This window comes from Paenibacillus sp. CF095, assembly GCF_900101225.1.
GTDB lineage: Bacteria > Bacillota > Bacilli > Paenibacillales > Paenibacillaceae > Paenibacillus.
This window is the reverse complement of the sequence record NZ_FMZN01000001.1, coordinates 59,040-80,156: the sequence shown is the minus strand read 5'-3', so window position 1 is coordinate 80,156 and position 21,117 is coordinate 59,040. Positions and strand designations below refer to the sequence as shown.

Below are 21,117 nucleotides of genomic sequence, written 5' to 3'. Positions count from 1 at the left end.
TTGGGCGGGTGTTCTTGGTTTGTAGACTACTATTCAGTGTATCCCATGCTGCTTACAAAACGACGGAAAGCCTGGCGTCCTGCTTCATCATATTTGTAGACACCTGCATGTTCCAGAATCTCGGCAAATTTCAAGCCAACTTCCTGTTGGACAATGGCAACGGATTGTTCTTTGTCCAGGTTAGGACCAAACCGTTCAATCAATTCTTCCGCCCAGCCCAAATGTTTGTTCAACACATGATCAGAAGCTTTGGCGGCTTCAGCAAGTTTGGCATCTCCAGCGAGGATATCCGCGATACTGTCCAGTTCTTCTTTCAGACGACCTGGCAGGATGGCAAGCCCCATCACTTCGATCAGACCAATGTTTTCTTTCTTCAGATGGTGCATTTCACGGTGCGGATGGAAAATCCCTTCAGGATGCACATCATTCGTACGGTTGTTACGCAATACAAGATCCATCTCATAACCACCATCTGCACTACGACGAACGATTGGTGTTACCGTATTGTGTGGTACTTGTTCCCCGTCCACTTCACTGAATGCTTCGATATCCACAGCAGAATCACTGTAGACCTTCCACGCTTCATATACGGCGTTACCCGCTTCTAGCAGCTCTGCAGGGTCGTGAGAAGCCAGACGCATTACAGACATTGGCCATTTCACAAGACTCAATGTAAGTCCAGGTGCATCCGCATGGCGGAAGACCGCCTCTGGCTGTGCATTTTGAATAGCGAATGTATGACGTCCACCCTGGAAATGGTCATGTGTCAGGATAGAACCGCCCACGATCGGCAAATCCGCATTAGATCCGATAAAGTAATGCGGGTACTCCCCGACAAAGGCAAGCAGTCTGCGTAGTGTATCTTTGGTCAGTTTCATCGGCACATGATCATGATGGAAAATGATGCAGTGCTCGTTGTAGTACACATACGGCGAGTATTGGAACAACCAAGGCTCGTTGTTAAGTTCCAACGGAATGACTCTCAGATTCTGGCGGGCCGGGTGATTCACCCGACCAGCGTAACCTACATTTTCACGACACAGTTGGCATTTTGGATATACCGGTGGCGGAAGCAACTTCGCCATGGCAATTTCCTTTGGACTTTTCTCCGGTTTTGACAGGTTGATAGTAATCTCCATGTCTCCATAGGCCGTGTCCTGTGTCCAGTAGACGTTCTTCGAGATCCGATCCATCCGAATATAGTTGGAGTTAATTGACAAGTCATAGAATTGAGATGTAGCTGCCTCAATACCTTCCGTCTGCTCCGTGTGGCGGAATGCGCGTACCACTTCGGATGGGCGTGCCATCAGATGGCCCATGATCTTGGCATCCAGCAAATCACGGAATGTATCGCTATTTTCAGGAATGAGTCCAATGGAAAATCCATAATCGATCAACGTATCCAGCATCGCCTGTGGACCATCAGGCACAGTTGTGTCCAACTCGCCGGCATAAGGCTCTGAGAATCCGAATTGTTCCAGCAAGAGGTTGCGGCTATAATCCCAATCCGCTTCCTCGATTAATTGTTTCTGCAAGGCAAATGCAACCAGACGTTCAATGGCATGCAGTGCTTCCTGCTGCTCCGGTGTCCGCTCTGTGGCACCTGCTGCAATATGAGTCTGTGACATAAGGTGTTCGCCTCCTAGTTTTTTCCGTAGCCGTCAGGACGTGATTGGTGCCAGCTCCAAGCGCTTTGAATGACATCTTCCAGATTGGTCCATTTCGGATTCCAACCCAGGACAGATCTCGCTTTTGCAGATGAAGCTACCAGCACAGCCGGGTCACCTGCACGACGTGGTTCCTGTACAACCGGAATATCGAGGCCAGTCACTTTTTTAGCTGTTTCGATCACTTGTTTTACCGAGAATCCTGTGCCGTTACCCAGGTTGAACACATTACTGTTCTCACCTTTGCGAAGATAATCTACTGCACGCAGATGTGCATCAGCCAAATCACTCACGTGGATATAGTCACGGATACATGTTCCATCTTCTGTTGCATAGTCGTCACCAAACACGGCGATGTGCGGGCGTTGTTTCAAAGCCGTTTGCAGCACCAGTGGAATCAGGTGACTCTCTGGTTGGTGATCTTCACCAATTTTACCGCTGTCATGAGCACCGGCTGCATTGAAGTAACGCAGGGAAACGTATTTGATATCCTGAACTTTATCGAACCATGACATCATGCGTTCCATCATCAGCTTTGTTTCGCCGTATACGTTGGTTGGCTCTGTACGATCGCTTTCTTCGATTGGCACTTTCTCAGGCTCACCGTAGGTAGCTGCTGTAGAGGAGAAGACGATGCGACGTACGTTCGCTGCATTCATCGCTTCCAGCAGACAGAGTGTACCAAACACGTTATTGTCATAATATTTAACCGGGTCTTTCATACTTTCGCCTACGAGTGAATTGGCTGCAAAGTGAATAACTGCATCAATTGAATTCTCAGCAAACAGCTTCGCCAGAATTTCTTTGTCACGCAGATCCCCTTCATACAACTTACCGCCGAGCAACGCTTCACGATGCCCTGTCTGCAAGTTATCCAGTACAACAACCTCTTCCCCACGTTCCAACAATGCTGCTACCGTATGAGATCCAATATACCCTGCTCCACCTGTCACCAAAATTGCCATTTTACTTCGCCTCCTTCAATTCTTTAACACCGTCGCCTACACCGCATACATAGAAATCACCTTTAAGACTGGTACGCGCTTCATATGCAGCGCCCACTTCACTTACAAAACGCTCGACATCATTTTCATGCACAAGTGATACGGTACAACCGCCAAATCCTGCGCCAGTCATCCGAGCACCAAGCGTGCCTGGAATCCGCTGAGCCTCTTCAACCATAACATCCAGCTCATCACAGCTTACTTCGTACAAATCGCGAAGCGATTCATGAGAAGCGTTCATCAGCTTGCCAAAGGTTTCCAGATCGTTACCCTGCAATGCTTCGACCGATGCGAGCACGCGAGCGTTCTCTTCCACAACATGTTGTGCACGCTGTCTTACTTTCTCATCCTTGATCTGATCCTGTAGTGTTACGAACTGCTCTGGCGTCAATTGAGCCAGGTAATTCAGTGCAGGCAGCTGTTCCTTCAAGATGGCAAGTGCCTGCTCGCATTGGGAGCGACGTTCATTGTATGCCGAATCTACCAGACCGCGGCGTTTGTTTGTGTTACCGATGACCAATTTGTAGGAGCCTGTACGGAAAGGAACCTTTTCGTACTCCAGTGTGTCACACATCAGCAGGATCGCGTGATCCTGAGCACCGTTTGCAACAGCGAACTGATCCATGATTCCACAGTTGACGCCTACGAACTCATTTTCCGCTTTCTGGGACAGAAGCGCCAGTTGAACCGTATCAATATCCGATACACCCTCCAGAGACTGAATCGCAAATCCGGTGAGTACCTCCAGAGATGCAGATGATGAAAGTCCTGCCCCGTTCGGAATCTCCCCGTGGTACAGGAAGTCGTAGCCTTTTGTTACATCTACGCCTTTGCCTTGCAATTCAACCATGACACCAACAGGATAGTCGGTCCATTCTCCGGTTTTTTCCTTACCGATGGAGGAAGTGTCTAGTACCCCTTCGTAAGACATGTTCGTGGAAGCCAGTTGCAACTTGTTGTCCTGACGCTCACGAATGATCAATGTTGTTCCGAATTCAAGTGCTGCCGGGAGCACGTATCCACCGTTATAGTCAATGTGCTCACCGATCAGATTCACACGCCCAGGGGCATGAAATACACGGATGTCCGCTCCACTCTCTCCGTACTTCTCAATAAACTTTTGTTTCAATTCAGTTACGTTCACTGCTGGTGCACCTCGCCTCGTTGTTGTGGTTTTCTTAATGTTATTATATAAGAAAGCGGTGCCTCTTGTAATGCAACCATGTGTGTTTCATATGGATAAATGTGACCTTAAGGCGTATAATGATCGGAGCATCCCAGAAAGAAGGAAATAACCATGGCAGATCAATCCAACGGCAAGAAAGACCCTCTTGCATCTACTATCGAAAAAATACAGGAATCACCTTCCGGTAAAAGTGGAGCACTCAGTTATTCGGTTGCCTCCAATCCGGTCTATTATGAGCAAGGCGCACTGCATGTCCTGTTTGCCGGAGCAAGCCAGACCCTTCCGGGTCACGCCGTCGGACCCAAACTGTTTGATTATTATCTGCTGCACTATGTAGAAAAAGGAGCGGGTACGTTCCGTACCGAACTGCACACCTACGAGTTATCCGCAGGTGACTGTTTCCTCATTCATCCAGGGCAGCTGGTAAGCTACCAGTCTCATGCCCGCAATCCATGGCAATACCGCTGGATCGCCTTCACGGGCAGCCAGGCTGCCCAGCATGCCGAGGAGGCGGGATTCCGCCCGGAGAAGTCCGTTTTTCATGCCGGATCCTCGTGTGGAATTTCCGATTGGTTATCCGTGATGCAAGATGCTTTTGCCGAGCGCAAAGAAAGCTCCCATTTCACATCACTGGGTACGTTATATATGATTCTAGCCGAAGCACAGAATCACCTTTCGCAGGGCCAAACCTTAATTCCAGGTGAATCATCCATCCGACGTACGGTGAAACAGATGATTCAATATATGTCTACCCAATATGCCTATCCTGTCTCCATTGAACAAATGTCCGCGAGTCTTGGATACAATCGGGCCTATCTATCCCGTATTTTCAAACAGGAAACAGGACTGTCCCCAGTCACGTATCTGCTAAAACTGCGGATCGACAAGTCGCGCCAACTCCTGAGAGAACGCCCGGATCTGTCCATCGAACAGGTATCTGCCTCAGTGGGACTGCCAGACGCGCTGTATTTTTCCAAACAGTTCAAACGATTTCACGGTGAAGCGCCTAGCTTGTATCGAGAGAAAATACTGTCCCGCCCACTAAATCAGGGGTTACAGAAGAATGCTCAACAAAACAAACGGTAAGCAACTTAACGGACGGAGCCACGTAAGACAAAAAAAGGTGCATTCCGCCATTATGGCTAAGATGCACCTTTTGCACTTTATTTATTTGTCATCAGGCTCCGGAGACAGGATGGATTCAATCCGTTCCAATTCCTCTGTAGAGAAATCCAGTTGACTGAGCGCAGCCACATTCTCTTCAATCTGGGAAGGACGACTTGCGCCAATCAGCGCGGAAGTTACCCTGCCATTACGCAGCACCCATGAGAGTGAAAATTGGGCCAAACTCTGACCGCGGGCTGCTGCAATCTGGTTCAGCGCACGCACTTTGCGAAGCGTCTCTGGAGAGATGTTGTTTTCATTCAGGAATACCGACGGTCCTTTGGCACGTGAGTCTTCCGGGATACCATTCAAGTATTTGTTTGTGAGCACACCTTGTGCCAATGGACAGAATGCAATACTGCCTGTTCCATACTCATCCAGCACGTCCTGCAAACCATCTTCAATCCAGCGGTCCAGCAGCGAGTATTTCGGTTGATGGATTAACAGGGGCGTACCCAGACTTTTCAAAATTTCGGCAGCCTGTCTTGTTTGCTCTGCGGGATAGTTGGAGATCCCTACATAAAGGGCTTTGCCCGAGCGAACAATATGATCCAGTGCCATCATCGTTTCTTCCAAAGGCGTTTCGGGATCATAACGATGTGAATAGAAAATATCCACATAATCCAGACCCATACGCTTCAAGCTCTGATTCAGACTGGATACCAGATTTTTGCGTGAACCCCACTCGCCATACGGCCCGGGCCACATATAATAACCCGCTTTGGTGGAGATCACCAGTTCATCACGATAAGGTTTCAGATCCTGGGCCAGTACCTGTCCAAATAACTGCTCTGCCGAACCTGCCGGTGGGCCATAATTGTTGGCAAGATCAAAATGTGTAATACCCAGATCAAATGATCGGGTAATCATATTACGGCCATTCTCAGCGTTATTGATACCGCCAAAATTATGCCACAGCCCCAGTGAAATCGCTGGCAGTTTCAAACCAGAACGTCCAACGCGGTTATATTTCATCGTTTCATAGCGAGTATCGCTTGCTACGTAGACCATTATGAATCCCTTCTTTCCCCAGGTTCCGCCTCTTGTATCCGGTCTATACCGGAGAATGCGGTTATTCAGTCCATACGTTCAACCAAGAAGCTGGTCCACAATATTCATTACCTCACCAATCGGCTCTGTAATCAGCAAATCAGCCCTGCGGTCGTAAGCGGTAGGTGTGGCGTTAAGAAGAACGGTATGTTTTCCTTGAAAATACGTAATTAACTGGGCGGCTGGATATACCGTCAGTGACGTGCCGCCCACGAGTAACAGATCGGCAGAAGACAATGCATCAATAGAGCGATACAATGTCGTCTGGTCCAGCTCTTCCTCGTACAGCACTACATCCGGCTTGATTACACCACCACATGCGATACAGCGAGGTACGGTATCTTGGGATTGTATAATATCATTCAGCGTATAAAACTGTTTGCAATCCATGCAGGCATTACGATGAACTGAGCCATGAAGCTCCAAGACAGTGCTGTTGCCTGCCTTCTGATGTAGTCCGTCAATATTTTGCGTGATCACTGCCTGAAGTTTTCCTTCCTGCTCCAGACGGGCCAATAGTCGATGACACCCATTCGGTTCCGCATCTGGATGAAGCATTTTGCCACGATAAAAATCATAAAAAATATCGGCATGTTGATCAAAAAAATGCCGGCTTAACAATTCTTCCGGTGGATAAGGCGAATGCTGCTCTGTCTGATACAGACCCGCAGCCGAGCGGAAGTCGGGAATCCCGCTTTCCGTTGAAGTCCCGGCCCCTCCGAAAAAAACAATCCGGGAGCTTTCCTGAATCCAGGCAGCCAGTTGTTCTGTTGCGTTCATCCTCTCTCCTCCTTTTACTTACTATATAAATTGAACTAAAGAATATTTACACTGGCCACTCCGTTTTGTGTAAATGTTGAGTTCAATTTATATCCTTCAACCAAGCAAGGGTGACTTATATAATTACGCTAAGCTCATTATAATGATGAATAATGGCATGGGCATCAACCAGATGAGATCCTTGATCTAACTGTGGACAGTAACCAAGCGTATAGGATACCTCTGCGTGACGCCCCATCTGCATATCCCCATTGCTGTCTCCAATTACAACGGCCTCGGCAGGATCGATATGTAATTCACGGCAAGCCAAGAGTGCTGCTTCTCTATCCGGTTTGCCCTGGGTCACCCGATCACAGCCCACAATGGAGGTGAAAAAGGAACGAATCCCCATCCAATCCAGATGTGTTTCTGCTGCCGCTGTACTGTCTGAAGTGACGACCGCCAGTGGTATGTCTGCTGCCCTGCATTTCTGCAAGAAATCCAGCAATCCTGACATTGGTTCAGCGGATTTGCGCTCTCTTACCGATCTCATAGCCACACTTGAAAATTGGCGTATCGTTGTGATCGCTTCATTCCATGGCATGCCTGCTGCATATAGCTGCCCGGCAAGCAATCCCGTGCACTCATCCACAGTCGCAATGGCCAGCGGGCCTTGCGGATCATATCCAACAATGTGACCTTCTGCATTATGAATGGTGCCCAGGACGTGCTCCCGTTCAACCGTAAATGAAGCTCCAAGCTCATTCATACGTGATTGTAACTGACTCAGCAACGTCTCTGCCCACGGCCCCCATAGCTGGAGGAATTCCAGCAGTGTTCCATCTTTATCAAACAGGATACCTTTACATGGGATCTGCGCTCCATTCACTTGAAGCATGGTCATCCATATCACCTCCATCAAGTTATGCTATAAATGTAAATGCATACAGCCCTTAATGCAGAATAATCAAAACCTACTTAATCGTACTTAACCAACCCAGTACTGTCTTGACCGTCTGATTCAGCTGTTCTTCTCCACTCACTTCCGGCTCGCCATCTCCTTTTTGATGACCATAATCACCGAACTGGGCGTGGTTACCACCTTCAATGGTGTAATATACCGTGTCTTCTGGAAGATACATCCGTCCACTTTGATACTTCGTGGCATTCACGACCTCATCTTTAGTTCCCAGAATGGATAAAGCAGGTATTCCAAGTGACTTTACGCTTCCTTTTTCATCCGGGTAGGATGCCAGAAAGAAGATGCCCTGTAGAGCATCAGGATGCGATGCTACATAACGTGCAGCCATCGACCCGCCGAGAGAATGTCCACCCATAACAAATTGTTCGTCCGGATATGCGGCCAGAATCTCATCTGCCAAGTTTGGCTTGAGTACTGCCAGATTAACTGGCATTTTGGCAATAATCGTGTGATGACCGGCAGCAGCCAGCTCATGGGCAAGTGGTGCGTAACTTTCCGGTTTTACCAGTCCACCAGGGTAGAAAAGTACACTTTTCCCAGTCGGTTTATCTGGCACAAAATCAATCCAGTTCTCTTGTTCGCTCACGGTCACCTTATTGGCTGTTTCCATAGCCGCTTGGGCTGTTTCCTGTGGACCGTATGGTGTGAATAATTTCCACGCAACAAATCCACATCCAATGACAATGAGCGCCAGAAGTACGAGCAGGAATTTCCCGATGCCCCTCTTCTTGCGCCCTGTATTATACCGATTTCTCAACATTAATCACCTTTCTTCACTTCCGCAGGTGCCGCGGCTCACAGAATTGGGAGCCTTTGTCCATCAGGCTCCCCTTCTACGAATTAAAAAATATTATTCAGCCTTGGCCTTGCGGTAAGCATCCATATATTGTTCCGCTTTGCGACGGACATGACTCAGGTCACCCGTCTTCACAGCTTCCGATGTCAAGTCGGAGCCGATACCTACAGCCACTGCTCCACCTTTGATCCAATCTCCCAGATTAGACAAGGATACCCCGCCAGTTGGCATAAAATTCGCCTGCGGCATAGGGCCCTTCATCGTTTTGATAATCGAAGGATCATACAGATTACCCGGGAACAACTTCACAATGTCCACGCCGAGTTCCAATGCGCGTTGAACATCAGCAATCGTCATCACACCAGGCAGAATCGGAATTCGATACAGGTTGCAGATCTGAACCGTATCCGGGTTCAGGGAAGGTCCGACTACAAACTCGGCACCCGACATGATAGCCGCTCTCGCCGTTTGCGGTTCAAGCACCGTTCCCGCACCAATAATCGCGAATTTCTCTGGATCTTGTGTGTTCCAATGGTATACACGGCTTAATTTTTCAATGGCTTTGAGTGCACTGGGTACTGTCATCGTAATCTCGATAACTTTAATGCCACCCGCAATCGCTTGCTCGGCCATGGCAATGACTTGATCCGCAGAATCTGCACGCAGAACTGCCACAACCCCATTGTCCGTAATCTTTTGCAACAGCTGAAGCTTCTTCATTTCATTCTCTCCCTTGTCAATGTGGTGGTTGTGTATACAAGCCTTACATTTAAGAACGAAGATGAGCCATATATGATTTCAGCAGCGACTAACGCTCAACATGGGCAACGTTGTTCAGCTTGGCCTCGACCTGCCCCCACGTCGGGAGCGCCTCCCAATCGCCAACAGCCTGTATAACCATGGAACCGGTCAAATTGCCGAGACGGGTTGCTTCCTGCGGGGAGTATCCTTTTAATAAACCCGACAAAAATCCCGCGCAGAATCCATCTCCTGCACCTACCGTATCCAGAACATAATCCGCCTTGAAGTACGGAACTTCCGTTAGGGTACCATTCGCCAATACGTAGGTCAAATCAGGGCCACCCTTCACGATGCACACAGCATTCATGGCAGATAAACGCTCAAGTACTTTTTGATCATTTTCTTCGTTATATAGAAGTTTCATCTCGTCCAGACCCGGTAAAAAGTAGTCCGCCAGTTCAGCTAAACGCAGTAAAACTGGACGGGCCTCTTCCGCAGACCATAGTTTGAGACGCAGATTTGGATCAAAGCTTACTTTCACCCCTGCCTGTTTGGCAATATGTATGGCAGCCTCTACGGTTGCAAGTCCGGACGGGCTTATCGCTGCCGTTATACCCGTAACATGCAATATCTTCGCCCCGGCAATATAGTCGGGATCCAGATCATCAGGTGTGATCGCACTTGCAGCAGATAGCTTCCTATAATAATGCACCGAGGCTTTCCCGGAAGCGTTCTCACGAATCATCAAACCAGTGGGCTCGTGATCACTTAACCTTACCCGGGATACATCTACGCCTTCACCGCGAATGGCTTTCAGAATCATGTTGCCGATCGGATCATTGCCCAAGCGTCCAAACCAACCACTGGTATGCCCCAGGCGGGATACGCCAATAGCCAGATTGCTCTCAGCACCCCCGAAAGACTTGTCCAGTGTGGCTGCATATTCCAGCCCTCTTGTATCCTTGGCAGTCAGCAAACCCATACTCTCCCCAAACGTAATAATTTCCGGGCTTTGATAGGGACTCGTTGACATGATTTCTTCCCTCCTTATAATTACATTCCCTCATCTTCTTTTTCTATTGTCATCCTCTATGCAACCGTTGTCAATCCCGGAGCGTTCATTTTGTTGTCACAGCTTTGAGAAAAGATAACGCTTACCGATGTGAATTAAATCACAATATATAATGCACATCCATATTACCCTTATTACAGATGCAAATGACCTGGCAACCAGGGTCTATAAGGGGGCTGCACCATGAAAAATCAGACACTGATCCGGGATGATCAGGAATCTTTCTTTTACAATCTGCGCTTTATGCTTATCGTCTGTGTCCTTGCTGGTAATGCACTTGAACCACTCATTACACGTTTTGCAGGAGCGGAAGCTCTGTTCCTGTGGATATATACGTTTCACATGCCACTATTTGTATGGGTAACCGGGTATTTTGCGACACACTCACTCCAAGGTGCATCTGGGCGAAACGTCCTGAAGCAGATTGCACTACAGTATGTACTGTTTCAGTCCTTATACGCATTGATGGACTTTACCGTATTCCACACACCCCATATGCGGCTATCCTTCTTTGCACCTTACTTGCTGTTATGGTTTCTCGCGAGTCATTTCTGTTGGCGACTGTTGCTTCGTCTGACGATTTCCTGGAAACCGATATATCGGCTGATTGGATCGATTACGCTCGGTGTAATTGCGGGGTATTTGCCTATCGACGGATTCTGGCTCAGCTTCAGCCGTACGTTTGTATTTCTGCCGTTCTTTGTCATCGGTTATGACTATGGAGCAACCATCCGTTCACATTTATTATCCGGTTGGGGGCGAAAAACCGCAGCCATCCTCTCTGCTGCACTGTTGGTGTGGATTGGGTATGGTGGTTTGAACATATCATCCGGATGGTTACTCGGCAGCATGACGTACGCCGAACTGGGTCACCACGAATGGTATGCCGGCATCTTCCGACTTGGAGTCTACCTATTGGAGATCGCATCGGCAGCACTGTTCTTGGCCTGGGTACCTTCCTTGACTTCCAGACTGACGGACCTTGGACGACGTACACTCTATGTATTTCTGCTGCATGGGTTTCTCGTTCGTCTCGCGATCTGGTCCGGAGTCTACAGTTATATGGGAAGCTCGGCGTATATTCCAGTCATACTGGTCATTGCCGTACTCTTCGCAGTCACACTGGCTCTGCCGGCTGTACGTCACACGTTCAAACCCTTAATTGAACCGGATATATCCCGATTTTCTTTCAATCGACATGAGGTGTTTAAACGATCGGCCTAATGCTCTGACGTGTCTCTTCACCATCCGTTCTATCCTGGTGTGTTGTTTCAGGCTGGAAATAAGGTGGTAAATTAGGGATACGCGCTACAAAAAACAACTTATCGTTGTAAGGAGTGATTTGTAATGGCACGTCAACCGACGTCAGAACGCAAGATGAGCCGTGAGGAAGCTGGCAGATTAGGTGGCAAAGCGACTTCCAAGAACCATGACCGAAGCTTCTACCAGATGATTGGAAAAAAGGGTGGAGAAGCGACTTCAGATGCCCATGACACTAACTTTTACAAGCAGATTGGTCGCAAGGGCGGCGAAGCAACCTCCGAAACTCATAATAAGGAATTCTATCGTGAGATTGGACGCAAAGGCGGAAGCAACTAATGAATTCCGCTTGCCACATCGAAACATGATCATAGCTTTCCCGTAAAATCAAGAAGTCTAATTCCATGAAAATGGTTTAAGGCTTCTTTCTATTGATTGTAGAAATATGACGACGGTTGTGATAGACTCAATAGAAAAACCGGGTGTTCACGGGTTTAAAGCAGCAAAGAATTTCACAAACTACGGGGAGCTCGACACCGGCATGCCGGTCCTTTTTTTTAGAGTACGGATGAAATTAAACGACAGATGCACTGCCATTTACTTTTCCATTCATGTTGCTCAATATTATATATTTGGGGGGAATACACCATGTCAGCCAAGAAGATGCGTTCCGATATGATCAAAAAAGGTTTTGACCGTGCACCACACCGGAGTTTGCTCCGCGCAGCGGGCGTTAAAGAAGAGGATTTCGGCAAGCCGTTTATTGCCGTATGTAACTCATACATCGATATCGTGCCCGGGCACGTCCACCTTCAGGAATTCGGTAAAATTGTAAAGGATGCTATTCGTGAAGCCGGTGGCGTTCCATTCGAATTCAACACCATCGGAGTAGATGATGGTATTGCCATGGGACACATTGGTATGCGTTACTCGCTGCCAAGCCGTGACATTATCGCGGATTCCGTGGAAACCGTTGTATCTGCACACTGGTTCGACGGCATGGTATGTATCCCGAACTGCGATAAAATTACACCCGGCATGATGATGGGTGCACTCCGCTGTAATATCCCTACCGTGTTTGTCAGCGGTGGACCGATGAAAGCCGGTCGTGACAGCAATGGTAAAGCTCTGTCCTTGACCTCTGTATTTGAAGGCGTAGGCGCTTATCAAGCAGGTAAAATCGATGATAAGAGCTTGCTTGAACTTGAACAGTTTGGCTGTCCAACATGTGGATCATGTTCCGGTATGTTTACGGCAAACTCCATGAACTGTCTGGCTGAAGCGATGGGACTGGCTATGCCAGGTAACGGAACCATCCTGGCTGTTGCTCCTGAGCGTCGTGAGTTTGTTAAACAATCTGCTAAACAACTGATGGAACTTATTAAAATGGATCTGAAACCACGTGATATCGTTACTGTAGAAGCGATCGATAACGCGTTTGCACTGGATATGGCGATGGGTGGATCTACGAATACAGTACTGCACACGCTGGCACTGGCTCATGAAGCAGGCATCGAGTATCCAATCGAGCGCATCAATGAAGTAGCTAACCGCGTTCCGCATCTGGCGAAACTTGCACCTGCTTCCGATCTTCACATCGAAGACGTTCACAATGCAGGTGGCGTAAGCGCAGTGCTGAACGAATTGCTCAAGAAACCAGGTGCAATTCATGGAGACTGCATTACAGTTACGGGTAAAACGATCCGTGAGAACGTTGAAGGAAAAGAAATCCAGGATACAAATGTCATCCACCATCTGGATAACCCGCATTCCGAAAAAGGCGGCCTGGCTGTATTGTTTGGTAACCTTGCACCACAAGGCGCTATCATCAAAGTTGGTGCAGTTGATGCTTCGGTTGGCGGATACCACAAAGGTCCTGCCATCTGCTTTGACTCCCAGGAACAAGCGCTGGAAGGTATTGCTAACGGCAAAGTAAAAGAAGGACATGTTGTTGTTATCCGTTATGAAGGACCAAAAGGCGGACCAGGTATGCCTGAGATGCTGGCTCCTACTTCCCAGATCGTAGGTATGGGATTGGGTGCCAAAGTTGGTCTGATCACCGATGGACGCTTCTCTGGTGCATCCCGCGGAATCAGTATCGGACATATCTCTCCGGAAGCAGCTGAAGGTGGTCCAATCGCCTTTGTTGAAGAAGGAGACATCATCGAGCTGGATCTGAACAACCGTATCATCGAATTGCACATCAGTGACGAAGAGTTTGAACGTCGTCGCGCTGGTTGGAAAGGCTTTGAACCGAAAGTAAAAACCGGTTACCTGGCTCGTTATTCCAAACTGGTTACCAATGCAAGCAACGGTGGCGTACTGAGTATCTAATTCACTAATAAATAAAGGGTTGCTCTTCTGCCAAATCTGGCGAAGGGCAACCCTTTTCTTTTGCTTGTTGGTGTGATCAGTCCGTTTAGTTCCGCTCTGGCAGTATCTCTTGTTCAATTAACAACGATTCATCTCTGGATTCTTCTACCGTTGCTGCCACCTGCATCGTATGTTGACCGTAACGTTCCAACAGTAGATCCAGCGGCATGGCAATCATCTTGGGTACCAATTGTTCTGTACGCTGTTTTAGACGTTTGGTTCCTGCCGGGTGGATAACACTTAACAGCAGCTTCAAGTATACTTTGGATGCAGCACTAAACGGTCCAGGAGGCAATTCTTGTATGGTAAATCCGAATTTTTCTGGGCCTCTATTAATCATGCTCACACCGTATATCGCCTTGGCAGAGCGTAACTCCGGTTCGAGTGCCACCATGCGTGCCAGATCCGGCAATTGCTGTTCCATGGTCCGAATCATGCGAATAGCCAAATGCATACTGGAACGTGATGTCACTCCAAGTTCAAACAACTTCTGATTGTCAAAATGTAGTTCTATCACCGGATCTCCATTTTGAATAACATGGCCATCATTCATCTCCACCCGCGCTCCGTGATATACTCGTGATCTGAAGTGCAGCATTGGGTTCTCTGGCGAAGCCGTCCGTAGATGATATACCCAGTGGAACAACTTCTCCCAGCCCAGCCATAAGGCAACAACGGTTCGTTTCCATAGCTTCAATGGTGTCTGTAATTGCGTTTTGTTCTGAAATTCGCTCACTGTGATACCTCCCATCAACGTATCAACGCGTACACTTTGCAGGCCTAGCCGTTCAGCTTCCTGTAATACGACTTCCAGCGCCTGAAGCATCTGCTCCGGCGCGTGTGCATCTGCACCAAGGGTCGTTCCTCGATCATGCAGCAGCATGACCTCTCCGCCTCTCAGTTCCTTCAGCATCCGTTCGGTCAATCTCTGGGCACCTACTCGGCTTCTCCAGTCTTCAAACATGGAAGACCACAGTACAATCTTTCGTTCTTTCTTGCTGAAAAAATCAAACAAGTTCATAATCCCCCACGGTGGACGATAATAACAAGTCTTCACGCCGGTTACTTCATGAATAATCTGACCTGTTCGCTGAATCTGATCTCGAACGGTACGTGGCCGCATGAGCCAGTTCGTCTTGTGAATATAATTATGAATGCCAATAAGATGACCTTCCTCATGTATGCGCTGTATGAGTTCAGGATGACTCGAAGCATGTTCTCCAACGACAAAAAATGTGGCTTTTGCTTGATGCTGACGAAGCAGATCGAGCAGTCTCGGCGTATAATGTGGATCTGGCCCATCGTCAAACGTTAATGCAAATTGTGTATCACTTCTTCCCCGTCGAAATACACGAAAACCAAAAAGCCTGCTAATCAAACTTGGAATAAAGGCGTAAAAAGATGAAAGATACAATAACCACAGTAAAATACTATGAAGTATCGTTGTCATGATACAAGCTCCCCACTTCTCATGCTGAATTACGGTGCACAATGGCACTATCTAAAATAAACCGCCTTTAATTTTATCATAGTTCAGACTTTTCTTGAATCCTGTTTTCCCAAAAAGATAGCTATCGTGTACAATAAATACAATCTAATTATTGCCATCAAAGGAGCCATGTCCATGTTACCGCTTTACAAAAAATACGGGCGAACTGTCTTTGACATCGCGTTGCTCGTATTAACCGTGTATGTGATCATGTACGGTTTCAGTCAATTATACCAAGTGGCTGCACCGGTCTTTCTATCATTCATTGTGTATTGGATGATTGAACCGCTGGCCAAATTTTTACATCGCAAAGGATTACCCAAGACACTGGGAGCCGCCATCTCCGTCTTGTTGTTTCTTGCATTGATTGTCGCTGCTTTTTTTGGTGTAGGTTTAATTATCATTTCACAAATTTCCAATCTTCAAGATAATTTCCCCGTATACATTGAAATGATACAACGTGAATTCACCAATCTGGTGTTGTTCATTCAGGACAAGTCAGACGCTCTCCCTGATGGAGTTATGGAAAAAGCGAATGATTATTTTGCAACACTGACCGGATTTCTGTCCAAATGGGTAACTAGCGGAGCGCAATTTGTCGTAGGTTTCCTCAGTTCATTCTCTTCGTTTATTACGAATTTCGGAATTGCGATTATTCTGGCATTTTTCCTCAGTATCGAGATTGAATCCTGGCGCAAGTTCGCCCGTGCGAAAACGCCCAAAACATTAAAGTTAGCTATGGAATTCATGCGTAATCACGTGTTCAAGACGATCCGCTCGTATCTGAAGGCACAGCTGATCATGATGCTCATTACGTTTGTATTGATTTATGCAGGTTTGTTGATTTTGGGAACCTCTAACGCGTTTACCATTGCAGCAGTTTGTGCGGTTTTTGATCTGGTACCATTGCTTGGCGTTCCTGTTGTGTTTATTCCATGGATCGTCTACCTATTCATTATTGGCAATAGTAGCCTGGCGATTGGCCTGATTGTGATTCTGGCAGTGACGATGCTGACACGACAATTGCTGGAACCGAAAATATCGGGTAACTCGATTGGTGTATCTTCGGCGTACTTGATGCTTTCGTTTATGCTGATCTCCCTTTCGATCTTTGGCCTGGCTGGTGTAGTGTTATCTCCAGTGCTTCTCATCCTACTGAAAGAACTGTTACAACAAGGGTACCTGCAGAAGTGGATTCACCTGCCAAAAGATGAATTTGAATCCTCTCCATTAGTGATGGACCCACCCGTTAACAAGGCCTCAGCGAATTCTGCCGAGTCTACTGTACAACGTCCCGTTTCTGCGAAGGATCATGAGGACTCAGCCAAATAGTCCATCACCTTCCTGAAGAGAGCCGTCGCCTGATGTTGGCTGTCAGGAGAGACATTTTGAACAAGAACGGCTACAGCATATTGGGGTTGTTCTACCGGTCCATAACCAATGAACCATTGATTGTTGCGCTTCTCCCCATGTTTCTGTACCTGAGCTGTACCTGATTTCCCTGCAACATGCCACCGTGCACGCTGCAGGGATTTTCCTGTTCCCTCACGGACTACCTTATTCATCCAGGATAACAGTTTATGCGCTGTTGCGGGAGTAATCTGTCCTGATGCTGAAGGTGAATCATGCAAGGGCATCTCCAGCATGGTGCCACCATCCGCATATCGGATGCGCTTAACGAGACGTGGGGCACTAACCTTTCCATCATGTAACAGTGTAACGATCAGATTGGCAGCTTGCAGCGGTGTGACCAAGACATCGCGCTGACCGATTGCTGTCTGTATTTTCGCACCTTCATCAATAGAAGAAACAGCCTCTGTTCTCACACGCCCGTGATCCTCATGATCAAAGTGTCGTAACACGGGCATTCCTGCCATCTGCTTCCCCTCCCAGCCAATCGGACGCGCGAGCCCCAGACGATCAGTCGTGTTCTCCAGTTGTTCCATACTAAGCCTGCGCGCCGTTTCCGCGAATACGATGTTACAAGACTCAGCGAATCCTTGCTCCAGATTCAGGTCTCCATGCCCATGCTCCTTCCAGCAAGACAGCCCATATCTTCCGTACTCACCACCGCAATGGAATTCTTCTCCGTTAGAAACCGCATGATACTCCAAAGCAGCAGCCGCAGTGACAATTTTGAAAATGGAACCCGGTACGGCTCCCTGTACTGCACGATTCCCCCAGGACGATTCTTTAGGGTTCACATGTTGTGGCTGATAGAAAGGGCGGGAGATCATGGCGCGAACATCTGCGTTAGCCGCATCTAACACAACAATGGCCCCTTCTTGTAATCCAGATTCTTGTGTCAACTCCTCCAACCCACGCTGTAACTCAGCATCCACTGTGGTTTCTACACGTAAAGGATAATGGCTATTGGCCGGTGCAATGACATGCGGCTGAATATCAGGGATAATCTCTCCACCACCTGAGACCATGCGTGATACAAGCGTAGGGCCAATTCCCCTCAACAACGGTTCAAGTGTCCTCTCCAGCCCAGCTGCCCCTGATTTCATAGCAAATGGCTGTTTTACTTCATCCTGATGCCCATTTAGAACTTTGGAGGACTCAGGCTGTTCAGCCAGATAACCCATCCACTGCATCCCTGTATGCCCCTGTAGATACCTTGTCATCATCGGATAGATGCCAGCTCCTTGCAGATGCAAACTACGTAGGCGCTCCACCTGAGCAGCGGTCAAATGAACAGGCTGATGTGTACCTGCTGTCCAGAAATGAGGAATACTTTCCTGAATCCATTCCTTCTTCAATTGATCTAGATCGGTATGTAATATAGCTGCTAACTCTGTCATCTTGGAGCCTTCTAATGTCCCACGCTTGCGTAATTTCTCTAATGGACCTGTCTGTGGAAAAAGAACCAGTCCCCATTGCAGCTTACCAGTCAACGCTTCACCTTTGTAATCCGTAAATTGTCCCCGCCCCGGGTCAAGCATCACCCCGCGTTCACGCTGCAATACAGACATTTCACGTACCGTGCGGTGAAATCCAGGCATCGTCTGATTCACCTGAACGATCTGGACCCATCCCAATCGTAATATAAGCAATCCAAAGACAAGAGTTAGAAGAATACAAGTTATATAGATTCGCCGTTTCGCAAGGAGATGCATCCCAATCTCACCTTTTGTCGTTTTGACCATATTATTGCTGATATGACTTGGAATTATCCGGTAAACAAAAAGAAAACCTGTCCCATGTGCGGGACAGGTTCTCCTCATTTCAACCTTGGCTTGTTACACCGTAAAGCGTGACAAGGTTTCTTTCAGTTCAGTGGACACATTCTCCAGTTTGCCAGACAGATTGACCAGCTGGTTACTGATATTTTGCTGTTCACTGCTCAAGGAAGCTACTTCTTGAGACGTTGCAGAAGATTCTTCAGCTACAGCGCTGACATTACTCATGGCTTCAGACAATGTACCTTGGGATTTGTTTAATTCTCCAATAGAACCTGTCACCATGCCCAGACGTTCCACAAATGCACCCATCTGTTCCTGTACGGAAGCAAAGATGACGTTGGTATCTTTAACCGCATCCATCTGTTCCTTGAATAATGGATAAGCTGCAGACAAAGCATCCACGGTCTCATTCATTTCAGTCATGATTTTGTCTGTGATCTCTCCAACCATCTCAATGGATTGTCTGGATTGAGCCGCAAGCTGACGAACCTCATCAGCCACCACCATGAATCCGCGTCCGGCTGCACCGGCACGTGCTGCTTCAATGGTTGCATTCAGGGAAAGGATATTTGTCTGTTTCGTTATGTTTTGCAGCACTTCAAGCACTTTCAGAACAGAGGACGTGCTCTCTTTCAGCGAATCAACCTTATTCACCAGTGCACCAATCATTTCTTCTGTCTTCTGGGTTTTGGTCATCAACTGATTCAGATGTTGTGTTCCTGTCTGACTGGACTTCTCTACATGACGAGCAGAATCACCCATCTGTTCATTAGCAGCGATTACACTCTGCATCTGACGAGAGATATTGTCAGTTAATTCATTACCACGTTCCGCTTCAGTTGCCAAGCTGCCTGCACCGCCTGCGATCTCCTCTGTAGCTACGGCGATCTCCGAAGCAGATACAGCCGTTTTCTTGGATGCACTGCTCAGCTCAGAGGCTGTATCCAATACTTCCTGCGCAGAACGATTGGTTTGTTCAACCAGCTTAGTAATCTGCTCCATCATCAGATTGAAGGCAGATGAGAGCTGACCAATTTCATCTTTGGAGCTGTATGGTGTACGAACTTTAAGATTACCTTTCGCACCTTCCTGCATCAGGTCTTTCAATTTGCCAAGTGGACGAGCGATCATACGCACCATCCAGATTCCAATCAATACTGCAATCCCCGCATCAATCAGCGCCATCCACAGGGTTAGGGTCAGAATACCCTTTGCATCCTGAACCAAAACAGAGGTAGGTATCATACCAACCAGTTTCCAATTGGATGTATCCATCGTACTGTATACAGCCAGCATTTCCGTAGATTTGCCATCTACCGTATACTCCGTATTCGTGCTACCTGCTGGTTCGGTCAACTCTTTGACAAATGCAAGCTCTGTATCTTGTCCCGTACGATCCGAGATCGAGGATGCAACCACTTTATTATCCGGAGCAATCAGTTGAAGAATAGCTCCTGGCCCCAGATCAAGCGATTTCAGTTGTTCCTCCAAAACTTCCAGTTTCAGTTCAATAACCAGAACATACGACTGAGTAGTCCCCTGCAAGTTTTTCATGGAACGTGCGATTTTAAACGTTGGGGTTGAGCCATCTTCCTTGACCTCTGTTGGAAGCCAGCGATAACCGCCCGCCTCAATCAACTCACTGTACCATGCTTCCTGGCGAATGTTGCCCATGGATGAACTGTTGCTACCTGTACCCATAATGGACTTTGTATCGTCCGTAGGTACCAAATAAATCGCTTCCATAGATTTATTTGTAAATGCAACATTGGACAATTGCTTGTTGATTGAACTTGAGTTTATGAATGTATCATACGCAGTCAGATTTTGATCTGACATTTTTTGTAGCAAGGACTGCATTTCCGGATCAAAGAAAATCTGTGTGGATGTATCCACAAACCTCTCCAAAATAATGTCCATTTTTTGTTTGGTCTGATCAATGGTCTCCTGATTGGCACGTGAGGCATTTTTCTCTATCGTACCTTTGGCTTTTGAATAGGATAATAGACCTAAACTTACTACAAAAATCATAATTCCCGCAAAGAAGATCAAGAACAGTTTAACCCCTACGGATTTAACCGGATTTGCTTTCTTAATCTGTTCGAAAGAAGCCCCCCCAAAGTTTTTCCAATCCCGGTTTTTTAATTGTTTCTTCACCCAATCGGTCTTGATCCAGCCCAGCTTGAGCTTGCTGCGGTCAATCTTAAACATTCTTTTGCCACTGCCTGTTGTTTTGCTTTTGACTACTTTTTCTTTCTTCACTTTCTGAACCTTCTCAGGATTAACCTGCTCGGCTTTTGTCACTTGCTCCCCACTGTCGTTCTGCTTCTTTTGAACCAATCCCATTCACCTGCCAGTAATTTACTTGTTGGATTTTTCTTTCTCT

Annotated in this window: 16 protein-coding genes and 1 pseudogene; 5 read left to right on the top strand and 12 right to left on the bottom strand. The window is 47.4% G+C overall.

The features are described from left to right. Positions 1–29 precede the first annotated feature (29 nt). From BLS69_RS00400 to BLS69_RS00390, 3 genes are read right to left on the bottom strand one after another with little or no spacing between them, the layout of a single operon-like run. Positions 30–1,628: a UDP-glucose--hexose-1-phosphate uridylyltransferase gene (locus BLS69_RS00400; protein ID WP_091027705.1), complete on the bottom strand. Its 1,599-nt coding sequence runs from the start codon at positions 1,626–1,628 to the stop codon at positions 30–32. A 14-nt stretch (positions 1,629–1,642) separates the two neighbouring features. Further along, the gene (galE, locus tag BLS69_RS00395; protein WP_017686840.1) at positions 1,643–2,632 is read right to left on the bottom strand and encodes a UDP-glucose 4-epimerase GalE; all 990 of its coding nucleotides are present in this window, start codon (positions 2,630–2,632) and stop codon (positions 1,643–1,645) included. Position 2,633: 1 nt separating this feature from the next. Continuing rightward, positions 2,634–3,815 (bottom strand): galactokinase, encoded by a 1,182-nt coding sequence (locus BLS69_RS00390; protein ID WP_091027704.1) that lies wholly within the window; start codon positions 3,813–3,815, stop codon positions 2,634–2,636. 153 nt (positions 3,816–3,968) lie between these two features. Between BLS69_RS00390 and BLS69_RS00385 the strand changes: the two genes are divergently transcribed. Then, positions 3,969–4,943, top strand: a complete 975-nt coding sequence (locus BLS69_RS00385; protein WP_240768087.1) for an AraC family transcriptional regulator — start codon at positions 3,969–3,971, stop codon at positions 4,941–4,943. An 81-nt stretch (positions 4,944–5,024) separates the two neighbouring features. On the opposite strand, the gene mgrA is transcribed toward BLS69_RS00385, so the two are convergent. The 6 genes from mgrA to BLS69_RS00355 form a co-directional block, all read right to left on the bottom strand. Further along, positions 5,025–6,032 (bottom strand): L-glyceraldehyde 3-phosphate reductase, encoded by a 1,008-nt coding sequence (mgrA, locus tag BLS69_RS00380; protein ID WP_036674510.1) that lies wholly within the window; start codon positions 6,030–6,032, stop codon positions 5,025–5,027. Between the two features lie 78 nt (positions 6,033–6,110). After that, positions 6,111–6,851 (bottom strand): NAD-dependent protein deacylase, encoded by a 741-nt coding sequence (locus tag BLS69_RS00375; protein ID WP_091027701.1) that lies wholly within the window; start codon positions 6,849–6,851, stop codon positions 6,111–6,113. A gap of 115 nt (positions 6,852–6,966) precedes the next feature. Continuing rightward, a complete protein-coding gene (locus BLS69_RS00370) occupies positions 6,967–7,734 on the bottom strand; it encodes an HAD family hydrolase (RefSeq protein WP_091027699.1) in 768 nt (255 codons plus the stop codon). A 70-nt stretch (positions 7,735–7,804) separates the two neighbouring features. Further along, a complete protein-coding gene (locus BLS69_RS00365; protein WP_091027697.1) occupies positions 7,805–8,572 on the bottom strand; it encodes an alpha/beta fold hydrolase in 768 nt (255 codons plus the stop codon). A gap of 90 nt (positions 8,573–8,662) precedes the next feature. Then, positions 8,663–9,328, bottom strand: a complete 666-nt coding sequence (locus tag BLS69_RS00360; protein ID WP_017686833.1) for a bifunctional 2-keto-4-hydroxyglutarate aldolase/2-keto-3-deoxy-6-phosphogluconate aldolase — start codon at positions 9,326–9,328, stop codon at positions 8,663–8,665. Positions 9,329–9,416: 88 nt separating this feature from the next. Further along, on the bottom strand, positions 9,417–10,382 hold the full coding sequence (locus BLS69_RS00355; RefSeq protein ID WP_091027695.1) for a sugar kinase: 966 nt from the start codon (positions 10,380–10,382) through the stop codon (positions 9,417–9,419). A 222-nt stretch (positions 10,383–10,604) separates the two neighbouring features. Between BLS69_RS00355 and BLS69_RS00350 the strand changes: the two genes are divergently transcribed. The 3 genes and pseudogenes from BLS69_RS00350 to ilvD all read left to right on the top strand — a co-directional run bounded on the left by BLS69_RS00350 (position 10,605) and on the right by ilvD (position 14,015). Next, positions 10,605–11,645 carry an acyltransferase family protein gene (locus BLS69_RS00350; protein WP_091027693.1) on the top strand — a complete coding sequence of 347 codons (1,041 nt, stop codon included), beginning with the start codon at positions 10,605–10,607 and terminating at the stop codon, positions 11,643–11,645. Between the two features lie 123 nt (positions 11,646–11,768). Beyond that, positions 11,769–12,011 (top strand): annotated as a pseudogene (locus BLS69_RS00345) (KGG domain-containing protein); the annotation flags it as partial. A 318-nt stretch (positions 12,012–12,329) separates the two neighbouring features. Then, positions 12,330–14,015 (top strand): dihydroxy-acid dehydratase, encoded by a 1,686-nt coding sequence (ilvD, locus tag BLS69_RS00340; RefSeq protein WP_074096200.1) that lies wholly within the window; start codon positions 12,330–12,332, stop codon positions 14,013–14,015. An 85-nt stretch (positions 14,016–14,100) separates the two neighbouring features. On the opposite strand, the gene BLS69_RS00335 is transcribed toward ilvD, so the two are convergent. Next, positions 14,101–15,504 (bottom strand): polysaccharide deacetylase family protein, encoded by a 1,404-nt coding sequence (locus BLS69_RS00335; protein ID WP_091027689.1) that lies wholly within the window; start codon positions 15,502–15,504, stop codon positions 14,101–14,103. Positions 15,505–15,678: 174 nt separating this feature from the next. Here BLS69_RS00335 and BLS69_RS00330 point away from each other — a divergent pair, with 174 nt between their 5' ends. Beyond that, the gene (locus BLS69_RS00330; protein WP_091027686.1) at positions 15,679–16,875 is read left to right on the top strand and encodes an AI-2E family transporter; all 1,197 of its coding nucleotides are present in this window, start codon (positions 15,679–15,681) and stop codon (positions 16,873–16,875) included. On the opposite strand, the gene BLS69_RS00325 is transcribed toward BLS69_RS00330, so the two are convergent. After that, the gene (locus BLS69_RS00325; protein ID WP_256332186.1) at positions 16,854–18,665 is read right to left on the bottom strand and encodes a peptidoglycan D,D-transpeptidase FtsI family protein; all 1,812 of its coding nucleotides are present in this window, start codon (positions 18,663–18,665) and stop codon (positions 16,854–16,856) included. The two genes, BLS69_RS00330 and BLS69_RS00325, sit on opposite strands and share 22 nt — an antisense overlap. Before the next feature lie 123 nt (positions 18,666–18,788). Further along, positions 18,789–21,077 carry a methyl-accepting chemotaxis protein gene (locus BLS69_RS00320; protein ID WP_091027682.1) on the bottom strand — a complete coding sequence of 763 codons (2,289 nt, stop codon included), beginning with the start codon at positions 21,075–21,077 and terminating at the stop codon, positions 18,789–18,791. Between the last annotated feature and the right edge of the window lie 40 nt (positions 21,078–21,117).

What these genes read in the sequence shown, in the direction of transcription:
- BLS69_RS00400 (WP_091027705.1), bottom strand. Translation starts at nt 1,628, where the DNA reads ATGTCACAGACTCATATTGCAGCAGGTGCCACAGAGCGGACACCGGAG.
- galE (WP_017686840.1), bottom strand. Translation starts at nt 2,632, where the DNA reads ATGGCAATTTTGGTGACAGGTGGAGCAGGGTATATTGGATCTCATACG.
- BLS69_RS00385 (WP_240768087.1), top strand. Translation starts at nt 3,969, where the DNA reads ATGGCAGATCAATCCAACGGCAAGAAAGACCCTCTTGCATCTACTATC.
- mgrA (WP_036674510.1), bottom strand. Translation starts at nt 6,032, where the DNA reads ATGGTCTACGTAGCAAGCGATACTCGCTATGAAACGATGAAATATAAC.
- BLS69_RS00375 (WP_091027701.1), bottom strand. Translation starts at nt 6,851, where the DNA reads ATGAACGCAACAGAACAACTGGCTGCCTGGATTCAGGAAAGCTCCCGG.
- BLS69_RS00370 (WP_091027699.1), bottom strand. Translation starts at nt 7,734, where the DNA reads ATGACCATGCTTCAAGTGAATGGAGCGCAGATCCCATGTAAAGGTATC.
- BLS69_RS00365 (WP_091027697.1), bottom strand. Translation starts at nt 8,572, where the DNA reads ATGTTGAGAAATCGGTATAATACAGGGCGCAAGAAGAGGGGCATCGGG.
- BLS69_RS00360 (WP_017686833.1), bottom strand. Translation starts at nt 9,328, where the DNA reads ATGAAGAAGCTTCAGCTGTTGCAAAAGATTACGGACAATGGGGTTGTG.
- BLS69_RS00355 (WP_091027695.1), bottom strand. Translation starts at nt 10,382, where the DNA reads ATGTCAACGAGTCCCTATCAAAGCCCGGAAATTATTACGTTTGGGGAG.
- BLS69_RS00350 (WP_091027693.1), top strand. Translation starts at nt 10,605, where the DNA reads ATGAAAAATCAGACACTGATCCGGGATGATCAGGAATCTTTCTTTTAC.
- ilvD (WP_074096200.1), top strand. Translation starts at nt 12,330, where the DNA reads ATGTCAGCCAAGAAGATGCGTTCCGATATGATCAAAAAAGGTTTTGAC.
- BLS69_RS00335 (WP_091027689.1), bottom strand. Translation starts at nt 15,504, where the DNA reads ATGACAACGATACTTCATAGTATTTTACTGTGGTTATTGTATCTTTCA.
- BLS69_RS00330 (WP_091027686.1), top strand. Translation starts at nt 15,679, where the DNA reads ATGTTACCGCTTTACAAAAAATACGGGCGAACTGTCTTTGACATCGCG.
- BLS69_RS00325 (WP_256332186.1), bottom strand. Translation starts at nt 18,665, where the DNA reads ATGCATCTCCTTGCGAAACGGCGAATCTATATAACTTGTATTCTTCTA.
- BLS69_RS00320 (WP_091027682.1), bottom strand. Translation starts at nt 21,077, where the DNA reads ATGGGATTGGTTCAAAAGAAGCAGAACGACAGTGGGGAGCAAGTGACA.